Below are 18,724 nucleotides of genomic sequence, written 5' to 3' on the forward strand. Positions count from 1 at the left end.
GCTTACCGGTTAACACAAAAGCCAATCTGGAAATCAGATTGGCTTTTTTCTGTTTCTATACAGTCAGGCACCTGCACAGATAACGCCTCATAGCATAGTGAGAAGTTTTTGAATGTAACAGGAAGGATGAATGCCATGTCGCAAGCCAATATTCCCAATATTACTCCCACCATTACTATAACGAGAGACGATGCTATCAATCTTCTCCTTACTTCCATCGCCATCGAAGAGCTCAGCCTCGGGCATATTATTAATGCAGAAGCAGAAAAATTGCAATATGCCATTGGTACATTACCAGGTTTGACTGTTCCTGCTTCGATAAGCGATCTCCTTTTGGTGAATACAAGCGTACGCCAAACCTTGCAAGACGTTGCGAAAAAAGAAATGCTCTTGCAATCGAAACTGGACAACATCCTGTCTGTTCCATCCTACAGCACAGGTGGTATAACGGGGGCGACGGGCGGTGGTGCTACCGGACCTACTGGAGATACTGGGGATACTGGCGCTACCGGACCTACTGGGGCCACCGGGACTACCGGGGCAACAGGCGCGACTGGACCTGCTTTCACCGCTGAAAACTTCTCAGGCTTCTTATCAACTGTGACCCTTTGCGCATCTTCCCAATTAATTAACTGGTCAACGGCCAGCCCCTACTATGGCAGCCCAAGTTTCAGCCCTCTAACTGGCACTTACACAGTACCAGCGAATGGAACTTACTCCATAAAGGCAACCATTAACTATGAAACGACCGCAGCCATTACCGTTAACTTAGACGCTGGAATTACTCCCGCATTTGTCGTGCAAAGAATAACTCCGACCGCAACGGATTTGATTATTGCCGATTTCCCTGTTCTCAACGTAAACGTTGCGCTCGTACTCACATTAAGAGCCATTCTGGGGGCAGGAACCGTCACACTCGCGGGTGACGTTCAACTCAATGCAGGCGATACACTCGGTTTGTTCTATGTTGCCAATGGATTGACCATCAACCTCAACTTAGGTGGAGGAGGCGAGGGCATCGTCTGGTCCATTCACCGTCTCACCTAACAAGACTTTGCCTTTACGAAAAAAGCTGACTGCATCTAACATGCAGTCAGCTTTTTCTTGTCCGTTACATTCCCAGCTTACACCTTTTTCACAAATTCCGATTTCAATTTCATTGGACCAAAACCATCGATTTTGCAGTCGATATCATGGTCTCCGTCAATCAAACGGATATTTTTTACTTTTGTCCCGATTTTCACAACCAATGAAGTCCCTTTTACTTTGAGGTCTTTAATGACGGTTACAGTGTCGCCATCGTTCAAGACGTTTCCATTTGCATCCTTGATGACCTTGTTATCTTCACCGTTGTCGCTGTCTGCTTGCAGCGTCCACTCATGGCTGCATTCCGGGCATACCAAGGAGCTTCCATCTTCGTACGTGTATTCTGAATGACATTTTGGGCAATTTGGCAATTGACTCATCTTTGATATAACCTCCATTCGATACTGTCCATTCTACCATAACTAGCCTGAAAATCTGGTCATCTAACCAGTAAGACCTTCGTCCCGTGCTTTTTTAACGGCCTCTTCGCGATTCTTTACACCCAGTTTTGCATAAATCACTGTAGTGCAATTGCGTACCGTTCCTTCTGAAAGAAAGATTTTCTCCGCGATTGTTTTCATGCGTAGCCCCTCTACTAACGAGGCCAATATGCCTCTTTCCCGTTCCGTCAACCCATAGGGACACTCGCGTCCTTGCTTTTGGCGAAGTCCATTCAGCTCTTCTTGCTGCAAGCGCATTTCTTTGAAAAGGACATCCGCAATCTTATGGTTAATCAACGCTTCGCCCTGATGAACAACTCGTATCGCCTCTACGAGCTCGACCGGACTAACCGATTTTAACAAGTAGCCATTCGCGCCTCTCCCTAGCGTTTCTGTCGCAAGGGCTGTTTCTTCGAAGGTCGTCAACATAATGACACGCATATCCGGCCACCGCTCACGTATCGCTTGTAGTGTCTTCGCCCCGTCCATGACAGGCATTTGAACGTCCAAAAGTACGACGTCGGGCTTTTCTTTTGGAATAATGTCCAGTGCCAGCAAGCCGTTCTCTGCGACCCCGACCACCTGTAAATCTTGCTGATTCTGTAAAACGAGTTGCAAACTTTCCCTCACAATGGGCTGATCATCGACGATCAGGATACGTATGCCTGCACTTGGTACAGCCTGCATAGCTGGCAGACTACAAATGACCGTCACACCTCCTTCGTCCATACAATGGATCGATAATCGTCCCTGGAGTGCTTCCAACCTTTCCTTCATCGATTGCAAACCAAATCCGAATTCGATCGTCCCATTTCCTGCCCCATTATCTTCGACCTGCAATCGGATCAGAGCTTCTTCAAAGTAAAGTCCCACTTGAATTTGTGATGCTTTTCCGTGTCGCACAGCATTGGTCAGTGTTTCTTGCAAGCAGCGGTACAAAGTCAGCTTCATGGAACGGCTCAACGCATACTCAGCGCCGTACATACGCAGCTTGACGGATACCCCTGTAGCCACTTGAAATTGCCCGATCAATTCAACGAAGGCGGACTCCATGGTCGTAGCAGATTCATAGCCATTATGAGCCCATTTGTGGAAAATCCCTCTGGACTCATCCAAACCTTGTCGGGCCATCTGCAAAAGCATGTCCAGCCGACTAACCTCCGCATCTGGTATTTTAGACCGAAGCATCTCCATACCCATAATGAGCGATGTCATCGTGTGTCCGATCGTGTCATGCAGCTCTCTGGACATTTTGTTCCGTTCTTCCAGCAGCGTGATTTCCTCCACCTGGGAAGTGTATTGCTCCAATATCTGGTTCTGGTGTTGAATAATCAGGCCTTGCTTGTGCATACGGCTAAGCAATTGAAAGGCAAAACCAAGCGCATATGCCGCGAAATGGTACACAATTAGATCGCTTACGACTATAGGCTCGAAAGCAAACCCAATTGCCTCTCCCACAAGAAACGGCATCGCCGGAATCACCAAAATCGCCAATGGTCCCGTCCAGCGATAAGATCGTTCCACACTGTGATATCCGATGAGAAAAGCGATGGGGATAAACTGCCACCTTACTCCTTCAAAAAAGAAGTTCAAGGCAATGCACAAGCCTCCACTCAAAATAATCTCAGCGAACAAATATAAGTTACGAGAGTATCGACGCAAACAACTGGGGACGACAAGCACTAAGAACGAAACGATCAATGTAATCACTATCGGATAAGGCAATTGATCGTGATGGCGGACAAAACCAAGAATAATCGTCAATCCCCACATAAAGTGGATGGTGAAGATCATCCAGTCGACCCATAACCATCGTTTAACAAATGCAAGCAATTGGCACACCTCATCTACACCCAAACTTTTTCTCCATTATATTATCAGATGACGACCAGCTACTATCACGATAAACAATGACATTCTGTTACTTCTCACCGTGACACTCCTCATCCTATACTCATCCCTGTCGCTGGCCTTACAACAATTGACTGACGCAAAACGCGAAAGGTGATGAACATGACATTATTTGCTCTACGAAAATGGTTTGCCGTTCTGCTCGTATCCTGCCTCATGCTGATACAGCCTCTATCAGTGGCCAATGCTCGCTCGCCGCTTACTGCTCCTTCCATCGAACAAGTAGTTGATCCCCTCATGCAAAATGAAATGAACAACCTGCATATCCCAGGCGCAGCCATTGTCATTACCCAGGGAGATCGTATCATTTTTAAAAAAGGCTATGGTTTTGCCGACGTCGAACAGCAAATCCCCGTTGATCCTGAGCGTACGGTGTTTCGAATCGGTTCCGTGACCAAGTCGTTTACCGCTACTGCAGCGATGCAGCTCGTGGAACAAGGCAAACTTTCCTTACGCGAAGATTTGAATACCGTCCTAAAAGACTACAAAATTACCAATAATCGTTACGGCCCAATCACACTCCACCACCTGCTCACACATACAGCTGGTATAGATGAAAAAATTTATAAAAGAGACAACCGTCAGAGTGTGATACCGGAATTCTCGACCGAGACCGTAAATGAAACGCTTCAGATGCAGGAGACGATTTTCACGCCAGGCAGCAAATTTCAATACAGTAATGCGGGCACCGGATTGTTAGGAAGTGTAATCGAACAAGCTTCCGGTCAATCTTTGCATGACTATATGCGGGAGAATATCTTCCGCCCGCTAGGTATGGATTCCGCCGAATTGTATCTCCCGCAGGACAGGAGCAATCTAGCTAAAAGCTATTATTACGACGGAAACGGCTATCAAACGATTCCTTACTCGGGGATTATTTTCCCAGGGAGTGGTGCTGCTAATATGACACCCGTCGACTTCGCCCCCTATATGATCGCCCATCTTTCTGGCGGCAGCTATAACGGCACATCTCTGCTCAAACCAGAGACTGTCCAGCTTATGCATGCCCAACAATTCGCGGCCCATAAACGCATGTACGGGATCGGCTACGGCTTTTTTAAAGGAGAGACGAAAAACGGCATTCCTACCCTATGGGCAAACGGTGGAATTGATGGCTTTATCTCGAAAATGGTGCTGATTCCCTCAGAATCAATCGGCATCTTTGTTACGGTGAACGCCACGCATCCGGGCTTGGAGCTGCACGGTAAGGTCGTGAACGCGTTTACCGACAAGCTACTGACAGAGCAAGTACGCAAGCCCCTAACTCCTGTTGATGGCACCATAGACGAAATGAAAAAGCTGGAAGGTCAATATCTGCTTACCCTGACGCCCGAGAATGGCTGGGGCAAAGGGCTTCGCCTGCTCAGCAGCTACACCTACACAGTGAAGGCATTGGACGCGCAGACGATATCCGTGACTGGTTTGTTCCAGAATGAAGGACAACAATCCCTTGAGAAAAAGTTTGTGAAGGTAGACGATCATTTCTTTCAAGAGATCGACGGTGAGGAACAGCTATATTTTCACGAGGAACAAGGGAAATTTTATATGACAGGACCGATGAACTTTTCGCTCCCTCGCATCTCCTTCATCGAAAGTCCGCCTGTTCTCCTGGCTCTGTATGTGATTCCCGGAATCGCGTTCATCCTTCTTTCGCTCGTCTGGATCGCTCGTTTCGGGCTACGCAAATGGCGCAATCAATCGCACACTATTTCGAAGATCGTTCCGATTATGGCTCTGCTTCATAGCTTGTTTTTTATCATCCAGTTCACCTATGCAAACGCAGAGCTTGTCTATGGCTACCCAGCCTTCTACCAAGTCATTGTCGCATCCCTGCCGATTGTTTCGTTGGCCGCCGCCGCTTATTTGCTCCTGCGAATCGGAACAGCCAAGGAGCGCGATCGCTGGAAGGTAGCGAATAGTGTAACAGCGGTACTCTCCATCCTGTATACTGGCTATTTATTTTACTGGAACTTTCTTTCGATTCATTACTCCTAAGACTCCGATGCCGCAACTGAGCTTTACAGTTGCGGCATTTTTTTAAGCATAATGTTTGATCCAAAGAACTAGGATTAAACTAAGCCGCATAAGGAGGAACGAACCATGAGTACTTCAAGCTTAAAAATCGGGATTATTCTGGGTAGCTCTCGCCCAGGTCGAGTCAGTCCCCAAGTAGGTGCGTGGCTCAAAGGGGTTGCCGATCAACGAGGAGATGCAGCGTATGAAATCGTTGATATTGCGGACTTTCACTTACCGTTCTTTGGCGATCCGAGTGGTGAGCAACAAGTAGCCGCATGGGCGACAAAGCTATCCAGCCTGGATGGATTCGTATTCGTTACCGCCGAATACAACCACAGCATCACAGGGGTATTAAAAAACGCACTCGACCTCGCCCGCAAGGAATGGTACAACAAAGCGGCTGGTATCGTCAGCTATGGTTCGTCAGGCGGAACTCGTGCAGCAGAGCACTTGCGTGGAATCCTGGGGGAATTGCAGGTGGCCGACGTTCGTACACAACCTGCCTTCAATCTATTTACTGATTTTGAAAATTACACGGTCTTTACACCATCCGAATTGCACATCCCACATGTAAACGACATGTTAAATCAAGTGATTAGTTGGTCAACGGCATTACAATCGGTTCGAGACTAATAAGAAAACCTCTATCGAGGTCTTTTCAAGGAGGAGCGACCGCGTTTTAGCGGAAAGTTTCCATGCGCTCCGGAATTTATTTTATAAATTCCTATACGTTAGAAAAATGACTAGCAGTGATATCTGCTAGTCATTTCTTTTTCATTCCTCACTCATATCGCAACGCATCAATCGGATTGAGTCTGGCTGCCTTGTGAGCCGGGTAGAGCCCAAAGAAAATACCGATGGCACTGGAGAACCCGAAGGCGATTACGATACTTTCCCACGATAATAGCGGCGGCACATCGACATATTGCGAGGCAAACATGGCTGTCCCGATGCCGAGCAGCACCCCAATCGTTCCACCAATCAAGCAGACGATCATCGATTCGATCAAAAACTGTAGCATAATATCTCCGTAACGCGCGCCTAACGCTTTGCGAATGCCAATTTCCCGCGTCCGCTCCGTGACAGATACGAGCATGATGTTCATGACGCCAATCCCACCGACAAACAGCGCAATCCCGGCTGCAACACTAAAGATCGTGGTGAGCGTGCCGGAAAAGGAATCCATCTCCCCCAGTGCGTTCTCAATACTATCGATTTGGTAGTAGTTTTCGCGATCGTGCCTGCGGTTTAAGTATTTCTCTGTCTGACTCTTGGCTGCTTCCATCGTTTCCTTCGACTTGGCTTTTACGGTTATCGTATGAACGTACTTGTACCCGTCCATATTGTGCAGAAAGGTAATCGGCATATAGGCACCCTCTGATCGACCAGCCTCAACCATCAGCTTGGCTTCCCTTACCACGCCAATAACGATGACGGATGCTGCTTTGAAAGTCAAACGCTTGCCAATCGGGTCTTCACGTCCGAAAAGCCCTGCCGCTAATTTTTCGGTTAAAACGATAACCGGCTTCCCCTCTCTTACTTCCTTCGCAGTAAAATATCTGCCTGCAACTAGTTTCAAGTTGGGTTGAACCTTTAACAGATCCTCATTTGTTCCTTGTATACTTGCGTCCTTCCCCTTTTTCGGGCCACGAATCGTTCCAAAAAGATTTGTGAACGGCACGGCCTCTTCAATGTAGGGCGATTGTTGGGGAAGTGCATAAGCATCCTCCACTGTCAAATCAGTAATCTTGCTTCCTTGGTCCCACCAAACAGTAACGCTGAAATTAGTAGCACCCAGCTTCTCCAACTGATCGGTATAGGCCTGTTGACTGCCGTTTCCTAGTGTAATTACAGCAATAACAGACATGATTCCGATGATGATCCCAGACATCGTCAAGGTAGCTCGGAGCTTATTTGTTCCAATCCCTTCCAGAGCCGTACGAAAGCTTTCGAGTAAATTCACGTGAGGATCACCTCCTCGGACGCAGTAGCAAACAAGCGCTCCTCCACTCGCTCATCTCGGATGATATGACCATCTCGAAACGTAATGACCCGTTCGGCATGCTGGGCGATATCCGCCTCGTGCGTGACGAGCAGAATCGTTACCCCTTGCGCATGCAGCTCCTGAAAAATCGCCATGATCTCGATGCTGGAACGACTGTCCAGATTCCCCGTCGGCTCGTCAGCAAGTAAAATCGCAGGCTGGTTGACCAGCGCTCTGGCAATGGCGACACGCTGTCTTTGACCGCCGGACAGCTGCGTCGGTTTATGTTCCATCCGCTGGCCGAGTCCGACACGCTGCAACGCCGCTTTCGCTCTTTTTTTGCGTTCTGTCATGCCGACGCCCGCATACATCATCGGCAACTCTACGTTTCGCAGCGAAGTAGCACGTGGCAACAGATGAAACGATTGAAAGACAAAGCCGATTTTTTGATTGCGTACCTGCGCCAGCCCACTATCCTTCAATTGCGTAACATCAATTCCATCCAAGACATACGATCCGGAGGTTGGCCGATCCAGACAACCCAGCATGTTCATAAACGTCGATTTTCCGGAACCAGAAGGTCCCACGATCGCCACGAATTCACCTTGAGCCACGTGGATATTGATATTTTGCAAAGCAAACAATTCCAGCTCATCCGTCTTGTATTGTTTGGTTAACCCCTCAATGGTCAGCATATGTATCCTCCTTTACCCCGCAAACTCTTCGGGAGATGCTTGGAAGATCACTTCATTTTCTTGCAAGGTTTCCGGTGGATTCGCTACCAATTCTTCACTGCCATCCAATCCGCTTTCAATTTGGATAAACAATTCACTTTCAATTCCAGTCGTCACTTTTTTCTTCTTGGCCTTGCCATTTTCCACTACCCAGACAAAGAAAGATCCATCTTGATCCGTCACGACTGCCTCAATGGGGACTTGCATAGCGTTTGCTGCTTTTTGCAGGACGATGTTCACATCCACGTGAAAACCTGGCTTCAAATACTCCCTCGTCTCATTTAGATGAACAGCGACTGGCACTCCCGTACTCTCTCCACCCGGCTCTTTGCTGGTTACAGCCATAGGAGATATGCGCAACACCTTACCTTGCAACTGTTCTCCGCCTAAGGAAATGCCTGAGACCACCGCATCCTGTCCGATTTTGATTTTACGCAAGTCAGATTCTCCAACTGCTGCTTCGACCATAACATCATTGGTATCTCCAACCGTGAGAATTTCCTCGCCTTTACTTAGGTACTTCCCTTGTTTCACCTTCATGGAGAGCACCGTCCCCTCAATCGGAGACACGATGCTGCTTTGCACACGTTGCTTTTCATATTTTGCTTTTTCCAAATTCAGCTTTTGAATTTGCGCCTCGTAGGAGCGAATCTCTGCCTTGTCTGGCCCTTTTTGCTTCAAAAGTAAATCTTGCTTCGCGACCCTTACTCTTGATTCCGCAGTCTGTAGCTTTTGCTTCGCCTCCTCTACAGCCTGTTGGGTAGACACACCTGCGGTAAACAGCGATTGCGTTCGCTGGTAATCTTTTAATGCCGTTTGGTATTCGCGTTCATGCTGGGCAAGCTGCTCCTGCATTTTCGTGACTTCCTCAGGCTCCACACCTTTGGAGAGCTTTACGATATTCGCTTCCTGAATGGTGATCTGTGCCTCGATATCCATGATTTCATTGCTGACATCGGACATGTCGATATTGCCGATCACCTGCCCTTTCGTCACTTTGTCTCCCTCCTTGATGGAGAAATTCCGCAGTTCTCCTGCATAGTTAGCGAACAATGTATGTTCATTTCGTACTTTGACCATGCCCGACGTCAAAATCGTGCTTTCCAAGTCGGCCGTTACCACCGTTGATAACATGACAGGAATGCCATTCTTCTTTTCGCCCGAAGAAGCCGCATAGCCGCCAAGCCCAGCGACAAGCACGCCTACCCCCAGCCAGATCCACAAACGCTTTTTCATCCTTCCTTACCTCCCCAAAAACTGTAAGCTCCGGTCATCTTTGGCCAATCCAAAAACCCCACTTCTTCCTTCGCAGTTTCCACCCTGGCTCGTCACCCGATCAGGATAAGAAAAACTTTTAAAAGAAAAAGTGGGGTAATCCTTAAATTTTTTTAAAGTGAGGTAGTCTGTTCGTAAGGTAAGCGTATTTCAAAAACGGTGCGGATCAAATTGCTTTGCGCAGAAATCGTCCCTTCGTGGCGCTCGACGATATTTTTGGCGATAAATAGCCCAAGACCTGTGCTTCCGTTTTGATGGCTTCTGGCCTTGTCTCCCGTGTAAAACATTTCGAAAAGATGCGGCAGATCTTCCGGGGGAATCTCGTGACCATAATTGATAATCTGCACAACGACCTCGTCACCCGCAAGAAAACCTTTGATATCAACAAACTGACCATCGTGCCCGTAGCGGATGGCATTGGTCATGATGTTCTCGAAAACGCGTGCCAAGAGCTCGCCATCCCCGTAAACCGTCAATCGTGATGCCACATTCATTCTGGCTTCCAACTGATTTTTCTCCAGGGAAGGATATAGCTCCTCGTTTAACTGCATGAGTAATTCACTCAGATCAATCAGGTTCTGTTGGAGGGTGAGCATGCCGTAGTTCATTTTCGTAATTTCGAAGAGCTCATCGATCAGCTTTTCCAAACGCTGCGACTTGGTAAAAGCAATATTCGTGTAATGCCTGGCTTGTTCCACCGTTAACTGCTCGTCCCGCAAAATGATGTCCAAATACCCTAAAACAGAAGTCAGCGGCGTTCGTAGGTCATGCGCCAGGTTCAAAACCAACTGATCCTTGCTGCTTTCGGCAAAATCCCCTCTTTGTACAGCTTCCTGCAATTTTTCACCCGCCAGATTGATGTCCTTGGCAATATCTGCGAACTCATCGTTCGACGGTATTTGAACATGATGGGTAAAGTCGCCATTTGCAAGATGATGAATCCCTCTGGAAATCTCCTGAAAATAGATGGCATACCTTTTGGTTAGCAAGAAGAAAAACAAGATGGCTAGGGGAACAAAAAAAATCAAAAAGAAGTAAATGTCCCCTATTTCTCGCATAAAATAGCGAATCGGCGCTAAAATGCTTTCCATCTTCACCTGTGTTCGATAGTAAAGCTGAAGCGCTTTAAAGATCACATAGGTAACCGCACCGGATAGAAGCAGACTTAGGCCCAGAAGCTTGACCATTTGGAACCGAAAGCTTCGTATCATGTTATCCATGGAATGAATACCCGACGCCCCAGACCGTTTTGATCCACTTGTTCTTGGTTTTTTCTTCACCCAGCTTCTTTCGCAAGGTGCGAATGTGCACCATGACTGTATTGCAGCCTTCATAGTACGCTTCGCCCCACACCTGCTGGAAAATATTATCCGCACTAAACACCTTCTTGGGATAGCTGGCCAGCAGGTAGAGAATATCAAACTCTTTCGGCGTTAACTCAATCGTTTCTCCGTACAGGCTCACGGTTCGCTGCTCAGGGTAAATGACAAGTCCACCTGCCTCTAAGACCTTGTTACTCGCTACTGCTACTGCTGGTTGATTCAGCTGCTTAAAGCGTCGCAGCTGGGCATTCACACGAGCGACCAATTCCATTGGATTGAATGGCTTGGTCATATAATCATCTGCGCCCATCACCAATCCAGAAATTTTATCCAGATCGGACGTCTTGGCACTCAAAAAGATAATCGGCATATTGTGCTGTTCACGAATGAGACGGGTGACCTCATAGCCATCCAGCCCAGGCATCATAATATCGAGGATTGCCAAATCAATCGAATGCGTCTGCACAGCTTGGAGTGCTTCCCTTCCATCCGCTGCGATAATTGTGTGGTAACCTTCTTTTTTCACATGCAAGGCAACGAGCTCAGCAATCTCCGCTTCATCGTCGGCGATCAATATGGTGACCTGCTTCATCGTTTTTCCCATCCCTTTTATACATTTGCTACCATTATAGCAGGTATGAAAAAACATTTCTGTTATCTCACCATGATAACGTTCATACAATTATGGATAATAATTACTTTCAGTTTGTTTTGACTTTACCGACTTTTCTATATTACTATATTCATGTCCATATCATATCTATCATAAATATACTTGGGGGTAATTTATGAAAAAACTAATGGTTGCTGTTGTTTCTAGTTTGTTGGCACTCACGGTAAGTGCATGTGGCACTGGCACGGATCAAGCTTCCTCAACATCTGGGCAGTCGGGTGCCAAGAAGTACGTTATTGGTACAGATGCAACATACCCACCCTTTGAGTTTGAAAAAGACGGAAAGTACGTGGGAATTGACATCGACCTGATCAACGCCATCGCCAAAGAAGAGGGCTTTGAGGTAGAAATTAAGCCGATGGACTTCAAAGGAATCATTCCGGCTGTTCAAGCGAAGCAATTGGACGGAGCCATTGCCGGAATCAGCATCACAGATAAGCGCAAAGAAATTTTAGATTTCTCTGAACCTTACTATCAAGCAGGTCTTTCTCTGGTCGTACGTGAGGACAACACAACGATCAATGGGGAGGCAGATTTGGCTGGCAAAACGATTGCCATCAAAAAAGGCACGACTGGTGCGACCTTTGCTGATGAGCTCGGGAAAAAATACGGAGCGACTGTCAAATACTTCGACGATAGCCCTTCCATGTTCCAAGAAGTTCAGAACGGCAACGCTGATGTGACCATCGAAGACTATCCGGTTATCTCGTATAAAATTACGGTAGACCCTGCTTCCAAGCTAAAAATTGTAGGCGACCGTCTCAATGGTGACCACTACGGCATCGCGGTTTTAAAAGGCAACAAAGAGCTGCAAGACAAACTCAACTCCGGTCTGAAGAAGCTGAAAGAGAATGGAAAATACGATGAAATCATCAACACCTACTTGAGCACCAAAAAATAAAGGCGCGAGACGCGCCTTTTTTTCACCTTAGAAAGAATGGAGTTGTCCAAATGAGCAGTAGTTGGGATGTCATTGTCGATGCGCTTCCTGTCTTGGCCCAAGGCTCTGTGGTCACGCTAAAAATAACGGTCATTTCCCTGTTTTTTGCTCTCTTAATCGGATTGCTTTTTGGCTTGATGAGTACAAGCCGGTCCAAAGTGCTTCGCGGCATTGCAACCGCTTACGTTGACTTTCTCCGCGGCACACCGCTGTTGGTTCAAATCTTCTTTATTTATTTTGGATTACCGCCTGTCCTTGATATCAAAATTCCAGAGACAACTGCGGGTATTCTTGCGCTCAGTCTCAATGCCGGAGCGTACCTGGCTGAAATTTTCCGAGGAGGAATTCTCTCCATCGATAAAGGGCAGATGGAAGCTGCTCGCTCCCTGGGACTCACGCACGGAAAAGCTATGCGCCTAGTTATCTTGCCCCAGGCTGTTCGCCGCATGATTCCTGCTTTCGTCAACCAATTTATCGTGACGTTAAAAGACACCTCGCTCTTAACGGTCATTGGTATCCGTGAACTGATGAACAGTGGTGAGATTATCATCTCTGGCAACTTCCGCTCGTTTGAAATTTGGGCAGTAGTAGCGGTCTTCTATTTCCTGATGATCTACATCCTCAGTCTGCTATCTCGTTCCCTTGAGAGGAGGTTCGCGAAATGATTCATGTGGAGAATTTAAAAAAGAGCTTTGGCTCGTTGGAAGTCTTAAAAGACATCTCGACTACCATTGAAGAGCGCGAAGTTGTCTGTGTCATCGGTCCCTCCGGCTCGGGAAAAAGTACGTTTCTGCGCTGCCTGAACCAGTTGGAAGAGGTGACATCGGGCAAGATCACCATTGAGGGTGTGGAGGTTACTTCCCCCAAAGTGGACATTAACAAGCTGCGAGAGCGTGTCGGCATGGTGTTTCAACGGTTCAATCTATTTCCGCATCTCACTGTATTGGAAAACATTATGCTCGCACCCAAGCACATCAAAAATTCAGAGCGTCAGCAAAATGAACAAAAGGCGCTGGAATTGCTGAAAAAAGTAGATTTGGCAGACAAGCGAGACGTGTATCCAGATCGGTTGTCTGGTGGTCAACAGCAGCGCGTAGCCATTACCCGGGCGCTCGCCATGGACCCTCATATCATGTTGTTCGATGAACCTACCTCTGCACTCGACCCGGAAATGGTAGGGGAAGTTCTTCAGGTGATGAAAGATTTGGCCAAAGAAGGAATGACGATGGTCGTGGTTACGCATGAGATGGGCTTTGCCCGTGAAGTAGCCGATCGCGTGATTTTCATGGACGGCGGATATATTGTAGAGGAAGGCAAGCCTGCCGAGATTTTTGACAATCCCCAGCATGAGAGAACCAAGGCGTTTCTCAGTAAAGTGCTGTAAAACAAAACAAGCAACGGGCATGATCGATTCGTCATCTACCATGCCCGTGTGTTTTTCCCTATGAAGTACCGCCAGCAAAACGCGAATTTTCAACGTTAAGGGAAGATGGACACAAAAACAGCCGGTTTTCACCACGTTAAGGGGTACATCCGAGATACGAGTAATTCTGGGTCACACACTTACAAAAAATGGTGATTGCATCTATTTGGAGCAATTTCAAAAAGCATGCTTTTTGAGGGCGACCGCCAACATTTTAACGGAAATATACGCTAAAGACGTTAAGCCGCATAAAAAGCCGATTTCTCTTACTCTAAGCGAATGACCGCTAAACATCATTATCGGTCATCAGCATGCCAGAAAACGGCCAGTTACGTCCGCTAATGCTAAGCGTATAAATCGGTCAAAATGTTGGCGCTACCCCTTTGAACACAAAAAAACCCGACCGGAGTCGGGAGCAAATTGGCTTACCATGGGTCAGGATAGTGTTTTGCAATCGGAGGTTCTTTACTTAACGTATCTACCCCAACTGGTACGACAAATAACGCGGATAAAATACATAAAGACATCATCAACTTTTTCACGAGTATCACCCCCTTGCGGGTTTAGGTATTATGTACAGTATACAATATTTCCATTTTTTGGAGTATGTCAAAAGGTAAATTTTCCTTGTTAGCTGTATAGTATTCAAATAAATACCCAATGCTTTTAATCGCTTCTTCCAATTTCATCATTTTCTTATAATACATAGCACTTTCTAATAAACTGGCACACCCCATATCTAAATCGCCTTTTTCAATGTAAAAATTCCCTTTTGCGCGAAAATATAAACCTAGATGAGTACATTGGTTCGGTGTACCAACGTTAGTCGGCAAAAATGACGATTCTGACTGAAAAATATCTACGACCCCCAACTCATCACCTAATCTTGTATAAATATCCAGCAGATCATTTACCACTGGTAACTTTTCGTTTTGCGGGCGCATGTGCAAGCAATCTAATAATAATGGTACTGCCTTTTCAATATCATCCGTAGTCTTTGCGTATAATATAGCTCGAAGATATTGAGATTCTTTCTGTACATTTAAACAATCTAATTGTTCATACGCATCCAAATATACTTTAGCAAGAATATAGTCTCTTAACTCAATGTAAGCGATGATAATAGCTAGGTACGCTTTTGCTGTCAGCTCATCTCGCTTATGATCTTCATTAATACCTTTCTTACATAGATGAATGCACTCTTCATGACATCCTCGAAATAACGCATGCGAACCCAACTTATAGTAAGTCATAACCCTTTCATCCACGTGTAGATATGAAATATAGTGCAATAACTCCATACCTTCTATATACGACTCGTCCAATTTTTTAAAGCTATCACGTTGAATAAGATATTTCTGATATAACGACCTGGCTAAAAATACAGGGATACCATGTTCGCGCGAATACTGAGAAATCACACCATATATTAAAAATCGAAATTCTATATTTTCCGTATTTCCCGCCAATTGATAAAGATAATCTAACGAAAGAAACGTGTTGCTCTTAGGGCATTCTAATAGCTTAGATGCGATTTTTTGCGTAAGAACGGCATTCCCCTGATTGATCGCCGTTTCCAGCAATAATTCAAACGTTTTAGTCCTTTTAATTTTATATAAATATGGCATAACCGCCTCGTACAAAGATATGTCTAGCGTTTCAGCTAATCGAATTACATTCCGCATATTTGGCAAAGTGAGAGAGTCTGTTTCGATCTTACTGATCGTGCCAGAGGATATGTCTGTTTTTCTAGATAACTCCGCTAAAGTCAGCCCCGCCTCTTCTCGATACCTTTTCAAAACGCAGCCAAACGACGATCTCATTTCCGCCATAACCACAGCTATTAACCCCCAATACAATTCCCTTTTTATGGATACTACTATAGCACGTAATTCTATCGAGAAAATAATTTTTCCAGTTTTTCTATATTTTCTACAAAAAGGAAGTAAGGTTATTTTTAGAAATTATGGTACAATTTGGATATTCTATTAAGGAGGAGCTTTCACAACGGGCAATGCCCATTATAGTCAGAAGCGTAAAGATGTAGAAACATGAAAAGAGGGATAGAGAAGCCTATGAAGAAATTTAAAAGAGTATTAGTGCCTTTCGTCGTGTTCTCATTATTAGTTGCTCCAGTGTCAGTCTTGACGCCAGCATCTGCTAAAAGTACAGAGAAAATCGCTGAAAGTATTTCCGAGGAGAAAAAGAAATACGAAAAATCTTATGAGAAAGTTGACTTTAGATTTTCAGAAAAAATTTTAGAAGAGTTGACTCAATATGAAAAAGATCACCCAAAAGCGACTGAAGATGAAATTAATGAACATTTTTTGGAATTGTGCGAAATATACAACAATGATAACCAAAATATAAAGAACCTGGCTTCAAGCTCTGATGGTGATTGGGATGATTTCTATGATTATGCTGATGGAGTAGTTACACTGAATCCAAAAGAGCAGGCATTGTATGATCAATCGCCGTCAAAAGGATTTAAAGCTCTTATGGCAGGGAAAGGGGCATGGAATTATACAGAACTAGCTTTCGGTAGAAATGGTACTGATGAAGAATCAGATGCTTTTCGACATGCATTATGGAACATGTGGATAGTATGGGCAGTGAATGATAGTTGGGCAGAAAAGTGGACGAGTGCACACGAAGATGGTGCTTCCTATCAAAACAAAAAATCTTTAACATATAAAATGGATATGCACAATAATGAAGAAGGACGATACAAAGCAGCACAAGAGGGGATAGACAGTAATAGCAGTCGTTCAGACGTTAAAATTGCGATTGATGAGTTATACAAAAGCGGAAAGCTTAAAAAAATAAATAAACCAAACAAAAAAGAGAGTACCTGGACACTAGAGAGATTTACAGGTAAAGAAGAGGATTATGTAGATCAAGATCTTCCCCCTATTACGTAAGAAAAAAGAGAATCAGGAATGATTATTCCTGATTCTCCTTTTTGAAAGAAGGTGATATTTATGAAGAATAAATTAATCGTGTCTTTGGCTGCAACAGCAATAGTTGTGGTGCTAGTATTTGGATTTTTATATGTAGGGACTGGAAACGATTACTATAGACTTTCTGATGGACCATCTTCAGAACAGATAGAAGCTTTAAAGAGTAATAAAATTGATTATATGATCAAAGAAGACGGATCTTTATGGATAAGAAGAAGTGATGAATTGAAAGTAGCACAATGTTGTACATAGTTATGTTGAGTAACCAAAATGAGAGATACAACAGCAACCGGATTTATGAATGGTTGCTGTTTCTTTTCCATCAAAGGAAAGCCGTAGCACATCTAGGGGTACAGCCGAGATACGAGTAATTTTGGGTCACAAGCTTACAGCAATTGTCATTTTTCGAATGCAGTTTGTGACATGGCAGGAGAATTCGATAAAATCAACATTTAGAAATAAAAGTAAGACTATGACCCATTTTTGCATGTATCTCGGCTGTACCCGGTTAAGGTGTAATCGGCTGTTTTTTCGTTCCAAAGCGAGAATTCCCTTTCTCTTCCTCATGAAGTATCATCTTTATTTCTTAACTTCCAATTCTGACTTTAATTTATCTAAATACCGAATCTGATCCGCAAGTGGGGATGATACCAAATCTTTAAACAACGGGATATTCCTTATCCACTCTGCTTCTTGGTACATTTTTTCAAACTCCTGAATCACCTCTTTATAGGCAGCAGTATTCTTTTGGATCTTTTCCACCTTCTCCGAATTTTATGAATCCCTTAACGTTGTAAATCCGCGTTTATCTTAACTCCAATGTGACAATCACTGTTAATTCAAAGGTTGTCACATTGTTTACATGTATTCAAAGTAGCTTTAAGTTGTTTAATTATCTCTGTTCGAGGAAAAGAGTTAGGCTAATCGATCTTTATAAACCAAGAACCAGTCAAGAACACAAAATAAAGTGTTAGACTGTTTTTTTGTTTATGACACTATCGATCCCTCTAGCTCAACAACCAACGGATTTCTGCAACACAGAAATACTTTCCTTGAGGAACGCTTTATTTTTTTCAATTCCCCTGTTTTTACACCAGACAACAGCACTAAAAGCATCGTAAAAATCATAAAAGGGAAGTATTGTATCCAATTCCATTATGGGACGAATTGTTGAATATCCCTCTATATACGAAACTCTTCTTTGAGGATTTACTTCCCAAACATATCGATTAATTTTTGTAAAATCTATTTCTGAAGATCCTCCCCGTGCACTTTCAAAGTCAATAATTCCAACGACCTCATTATTATTTGTTAATATATTTCCTGGTCGGAAATCCATATGAACAACGCAGGGTCTATCAGGATGAGGTAATGCTGAGAAGGCACTCTCAAAGTGATTAATACATTTTTCGAAAAGTCCTCTCTCAAGGACTTCCTTACAAGGTTCTTTCAACTTTTCAAAGTTATTTTTTATGTATAGTCTCCAATTATTTTCATTAAGAAACTGATAACCTTCTACACCTTCAACACCATACCCCGGCATTTTCACGTCATGCAGCTTGGCATGATACAGCCCAATTTGAAATGACAGTTCATCGTCAATTGTACCTGCACACGGTATTCCTTGAATCTGAGATAGAAGTAAGGCACCAGAAATAAAGTCATTCCCACCCCAGAAATCTAATACTTTTGGAACCGGTATTACCTCGCACAACAATTCAAGCATACGATATTCACGAAACAGTTTATCCCTATTATAAGGGATCTTCGCATATACAGTTTCGCCACTAGTAAGATTCAGTTTGTATACTTGTGAACTAAAAGACTCAGGAACATTATCTATACTTAAAACATTAAGGTTAAATCTTCTTATGATCGTTTGTATTAAGTTCAAAGCGCACCTCGCGTGTTTAGATTAGTTTACTTACCATATCCACATTATTTTGAACTATCCTGCACG

At 44.6% G+C, this 18,724-nt stretch carries 18 protein-coding genes; 8 read left to right on the forward strand and 10 right to left on the reverse strand.

Annotated elements, in window-relative coordinates; all coding sequences use genetic code 11:
- The first annotated feature begins 135 nt into the window (after positions 1-135).
- Positions 136-1,047 (forward strand): alpha-helical endospore appendage domain-containing protein, encoded by a 912-nt coding sequence (locus HPY28_RS26800; protein WP_174231756.1) that lies wholly within the window; start codon positions 136-138, stop codon positions 1,045-1,047.
- A gap of 77 nt (positions 1,048-1,124) precedes the next feature.
- Here HPY28_RS26800 and HPY28_RS26805 read toward each other — a convergent pair whose 3' ends face one another.
- Both HPY28_RS26805 and HPY28_RS26810 read right to left on the reverse strand, forming a co-directional pair.
- Positions 1,125-1,466, reverse strand: a complete 342-nt coding sequence (locus HPY28_RS26805; protein ID WP_015893952.1) for a zinc ribbon domain-containing protein YjdM — start codon at positions 1,464-1,466, stop codon at positions 1,125-1,127.
- Positions 1,467-1,529: 63 nt separating this feature from the next.
- The gene (locus HPY28_RS26810) at positions 1,530-3,383 is read right to left on the reverse strand and encodes a hybrid sensor histidine kinase/response regulator transcription factor (RefSeq protein ID WP_174231757.1); all 1,854 of its coding nucleotides are present in this window, start codon (positions 3,381-3,383) and stop codon (positions 1,530-1,532) included.
- Between the two features lie 156 nt (positions 3,384-3,539).
- Here HPY28_RS26810 and HPY28_RS26815 point away from each other — a divergent pair, with 156 nt between their 5' ends.
- Entirely contained in the window at positions 3,540-5,432 is a 1,893-nt protein-coding gene (locus tag HPY28_RS26815; protein ID WP_174231758.1) for a serine hydrolase domain-containing protein, read from the forward strand.
- Positions 5,433-5,537: 105 nt separating this feature from the next.
- Complete coding sequence (locus HPY28_RS26820; RefSeq protein ID WP_017246724.1) at positions 5,538-6,086, forward strand: NADPH-dependent FMN reductase; 549 nt, start codon at positions 5,538-5,540, stop codon at positions 6,084-6,086.
- Positions 6,087-6,234: 148 nt separating this feature from the next.
- Here the strand turns inward: HPY28_RS26820 and HPY28_RS26825 are convergent, their stop codons facing one another.
- From HPY28_RS26825 to HPY28_RS26845, 5 genes are all read right to left on the reverse strand, one after another.
- Positions 6,235-7,416, reverse strand: coding sequence for an ABC transporter permease (locus HPY28_RS26825; protein ID WP_017246725.1), 1,182 nt, complete (start codon positions 7,414-7,416; stop codon positions 6,235-6,237).
- Entirely contained in the window at positions 7,413-8,132 is a 720-nt protein-coding gene (locus HPY28_RS26830) for an ABC transporter ATP-binding protein (protein WP_017246726.1), read from the reverse strand. Before HPY28_RS26830 ends, HPY28_RS26825 begins: the two co-directional genes overlap by 4 nt.
- Positions 8,133-8,144: 12 nt before the next feature.
- Complete coding sequence (locus tag HPY28_RS26835) at positions 8,145-9,407, reverse strand: efflux RND transporter periplasmic adaptor subunit (protein WP_017246727.1); 1,263 nt, start codon at positions 9,405-9,407, stop codon at positions 8,145-8,147.
- 152 nt (positions 9,408-9,559) lie between these two features.
- Positions 9,560-10,666, reverse strand: coding sequence for a sensor histidine kinase (locus HPY28_RS26840; RefSeq protein WP_017246728.1), 1,107 nt, complete (start codon positions 10,664-10,666; stop codon positions 9,560-9,562).
- Entirely contained in the window at positions 10,659-11,360 is a 702-nt protein-coding gene (locus HPY28_RS26845; RefSeq protein ID WP_026042904.1) for a response regulator transcription factor, read from the reverse strand. Before HPY28_RS26845 ends, HPY28_RS26840 begins: the two co-directional genes overlap by 8 nt.
- 196 nt (positions 11,361-11,556) lie before the next feature.
- On the opposite strand from HPY28_RS26845, the gene HPY28_RS26850 reads away from it, so the two are divergent.
- Genes HPY28_RS26850 through HPY28_RS26860 form a run of 3 tightly spaced genes read left to right on the forward strand, consistent with a single transcriptional unit; the run spans position 11,557 to position 13,765 of the window.
- Positions 11,557-12,342, forward strand: coding sequence for a transporter substrate-binding domain-containing protein (locus HPY28_RS26850; RefSeq protein ID WP_173623470.1), 786 nt, complete (start codon positions 11,557-11,559; stop codon positions 12,340-12,342).
- Positions 12,343-12,392: 50 nt separating this feature from the next.
- On the forward strand, positions 12,393-13,046 hold the full coding sequence (locus HPY28_RS26855) for an amino acid ABC transporter permease (protein WP_017246731.1): 654 nt from the start codon (positions 12,393-12,395) through the stop codon (positions 13,044-13,046).
- Entirely contained in the window at positions 13,043-13,765 is a 723-nt protein-coding gene (locus HPY28_RS26860) for an amino acid ABC transporter ATP-binding protein (RefSeq protein ID WP_017246732.1), read from the forward strand. The genes HPY28_RS26855 and HPY28_RS26860 overlap by 4 nt, the downstream gene beginning before the upstream one ends.
- Before the next feature lie 602 nt (positions 13,766-14,367).
- Here the strand turns inward: HPY28_RS26860 and HPY28_RS26865 are convergent.
- The gene (locus HPY28_RS26865; RefSeq protein ID WP_026042905.1) at positions 14,368-15,636 is read right to left on the reverse strand and encodes a helix-turn-helix domain-containing protein; all 1,269 of its coding nucleotides are present in this window, start codon (positions 15,634-15,636) and stop codon (positions 14,368-14,370) included.
- A gap of 243 nt (positions 15,637-15,879) precedes the next feature.
- Between HPY28_RS26865 and HPY28_RS26870 the strand changes: the two genes are divergently transcribed.
- The gene (locus tag HPY28_RS26870; protein WP_017246734.1) at positions 15,880-16,725 is read left to right on the forward strand and encodes a DUF6973 domain-containing protein; all 846 of its coding nucleotides are present in this window, start codon (positions 15,880-15,882) and stop codon (positions 16,723-16,725) included.
- Positions 16,726-16,785: 60 nt separating this feature from the next.
- On the forward strand, positions 16,786-17,016 hold the full coding sequence (locus HPY28_RS26875; RefSeq protein ID WP_017246735.1) for a hypothetical protein: 231 nt from the start codon (positions 16,786-16,788) through the stop codon (positions 17,014-17,016).
- A 327-nt stretch (positions 17,017-17,343) separates the two neighbouring features.
- Here the strand turns inward: HPY28_RS26875 and HPY28_RS26880 are convergent, their stop codons facing one another.
- Both HPY28_RS26880 and HPY28_RS26885 read right to left on the reverse strand, forming a co-directional pair.
- On the reverse strand, positions 17,344-17,526 hold the full coding sequence (locus HPY28_RS26880; protein ID WP_017246736.1) for a hypothetical protein: 183 nt from the start codon (positions 17,524-17,526) through the stop codon (positions 17,344-17,346).
- A gap of 250 nt (positions 17,527-17,776) precedes the next feature.
- A complete protein-coding gene (locus tag HPY28_RS26885; RefSeq protein WP_017246737.1) occupies positions 17,777-18,658 on the reverse strand; it encodes an aminoglycoside phosphotransferase family protein in 882 nt (293 codons plus the stop codon).
- Positions 18,659-18,724: the final 66 nt, after the last annotated feature.

This window comes from Brevibacillus sp. HB1.2 (genome assembly GCF_013332495.1).
Lineage (GTDB): Bacteria > Bacillota > Bacilli > Brevibacillales > Brevibacillaceae > Brevibacillus > Brevibacillus porteri.

What these genes read in the sequence shown, in the direction of transcription:
- HPY28_RS26800 (WP_174231756.1), top strand. Translation starts at nt 136, where the DNA reads ATGTCGCAAGCCAATATTCCCAATATTACTCCCACCATTACTATAACG.
- HPY28_RS26855 (WP_017246731.1), top strand. Translation starts at nt 12,393, where the DNA reads ATGAGCAGTAGTTGGGATGTCATTGTCGATGCGCTTCCTGTCTTGGCC.
- HPY28_RS26820 (WP_017246724.1), top strand. Translation starts at nt 5,538, where the DNA reads ATGAGTACTTCAAGCTTAAAAATCGGGATTATTCTGGGTAGCTCTCGC.
- HPY28_RS26865 (WP_026042905.1), bottom strand. Translation starts at nt 15,636, where the DNA reads ATGGCGGAAATGAGATCGTCGTTTGGCTGCGTTTTGAAAAGGTATCGA.
- HPY28_RS26805 (WP_015893952.1), bottom strand. Translation starts at nt 1,466, where the DNA reads ATGAGTCAATTGCCAAATTGCCCAAAATGTCATTCAGAATACACGTAC.
- HPY28_RS26830 (WP_017246726.1), bottom strand. Translation starts at nt 8,132, where the DNA reads ATGCTGACCATTGAGGGGTTAACCAAACAATACAAGACGGATGAGCTG.
- HPY28_RS26850 (WP_173623470.1), top strand. Translation starts at nt 11,557, where the DNA reads ATGAAAAAACTAATGGTTGCTGTTGTTTCTAGTTTGTTGGCACTCACG.
- HPY28_RS26860 (WP_017246732.1), top strand. Translation starts at nt 13,043, where the DNA reads ATGATTCATGTGGAGAATTTAAAAAAGAGCTTTGGCTCGTTGGAAGTC.
- HPY28_RS26870 (WP_017246734.1), top strand. Translation starts at nt 15,880, where the DNA reads ATGAAGAAATTTAAAAGAGTATTAGTGCCTTTCGTCGTGTTCTCATTA.
- HPY28_RS26875 (WP_017246735.1), top strand. Translation starts at nt 16,786, where the DNA reads ATGAAGAATAAATTAATCGTGTCTTTGGCTGCAACAGCAATAGTTGTG.
- HPY28_RS26835 (WP_017246727.1), bottom strand. Translation starts at nt 9,407, where the DNA reads ATGAAAAAGCGTTTGTGGATCTGGCTGGGGGTAGGCGTGCTTGTCGCT.
- HPY28_RS26840 (WP_017246728.1), bottom strand. Translation starts at nt 10,666, where the DNA reads ATGGATAACATGATACGAAGCTTTCGGTTCCAAATGGTCAAGCTTCTG.
- HPY28_RS26815 (WP_174231758.1), top strand. Translation starts at nt 3,540, where the DNA reads ATGACATTATTTGCTCTACGAAAATGGTTTGCCGTTCTGCTCGTATCC.
- HPY28_RS26845 (WP_026042904.1), bottom strand. Translation starts at nt 11,360, where the DNA reads ATGAAGCAGGTCACCATATTGATCGCCGACGATGAAGCGGAGATTGCT.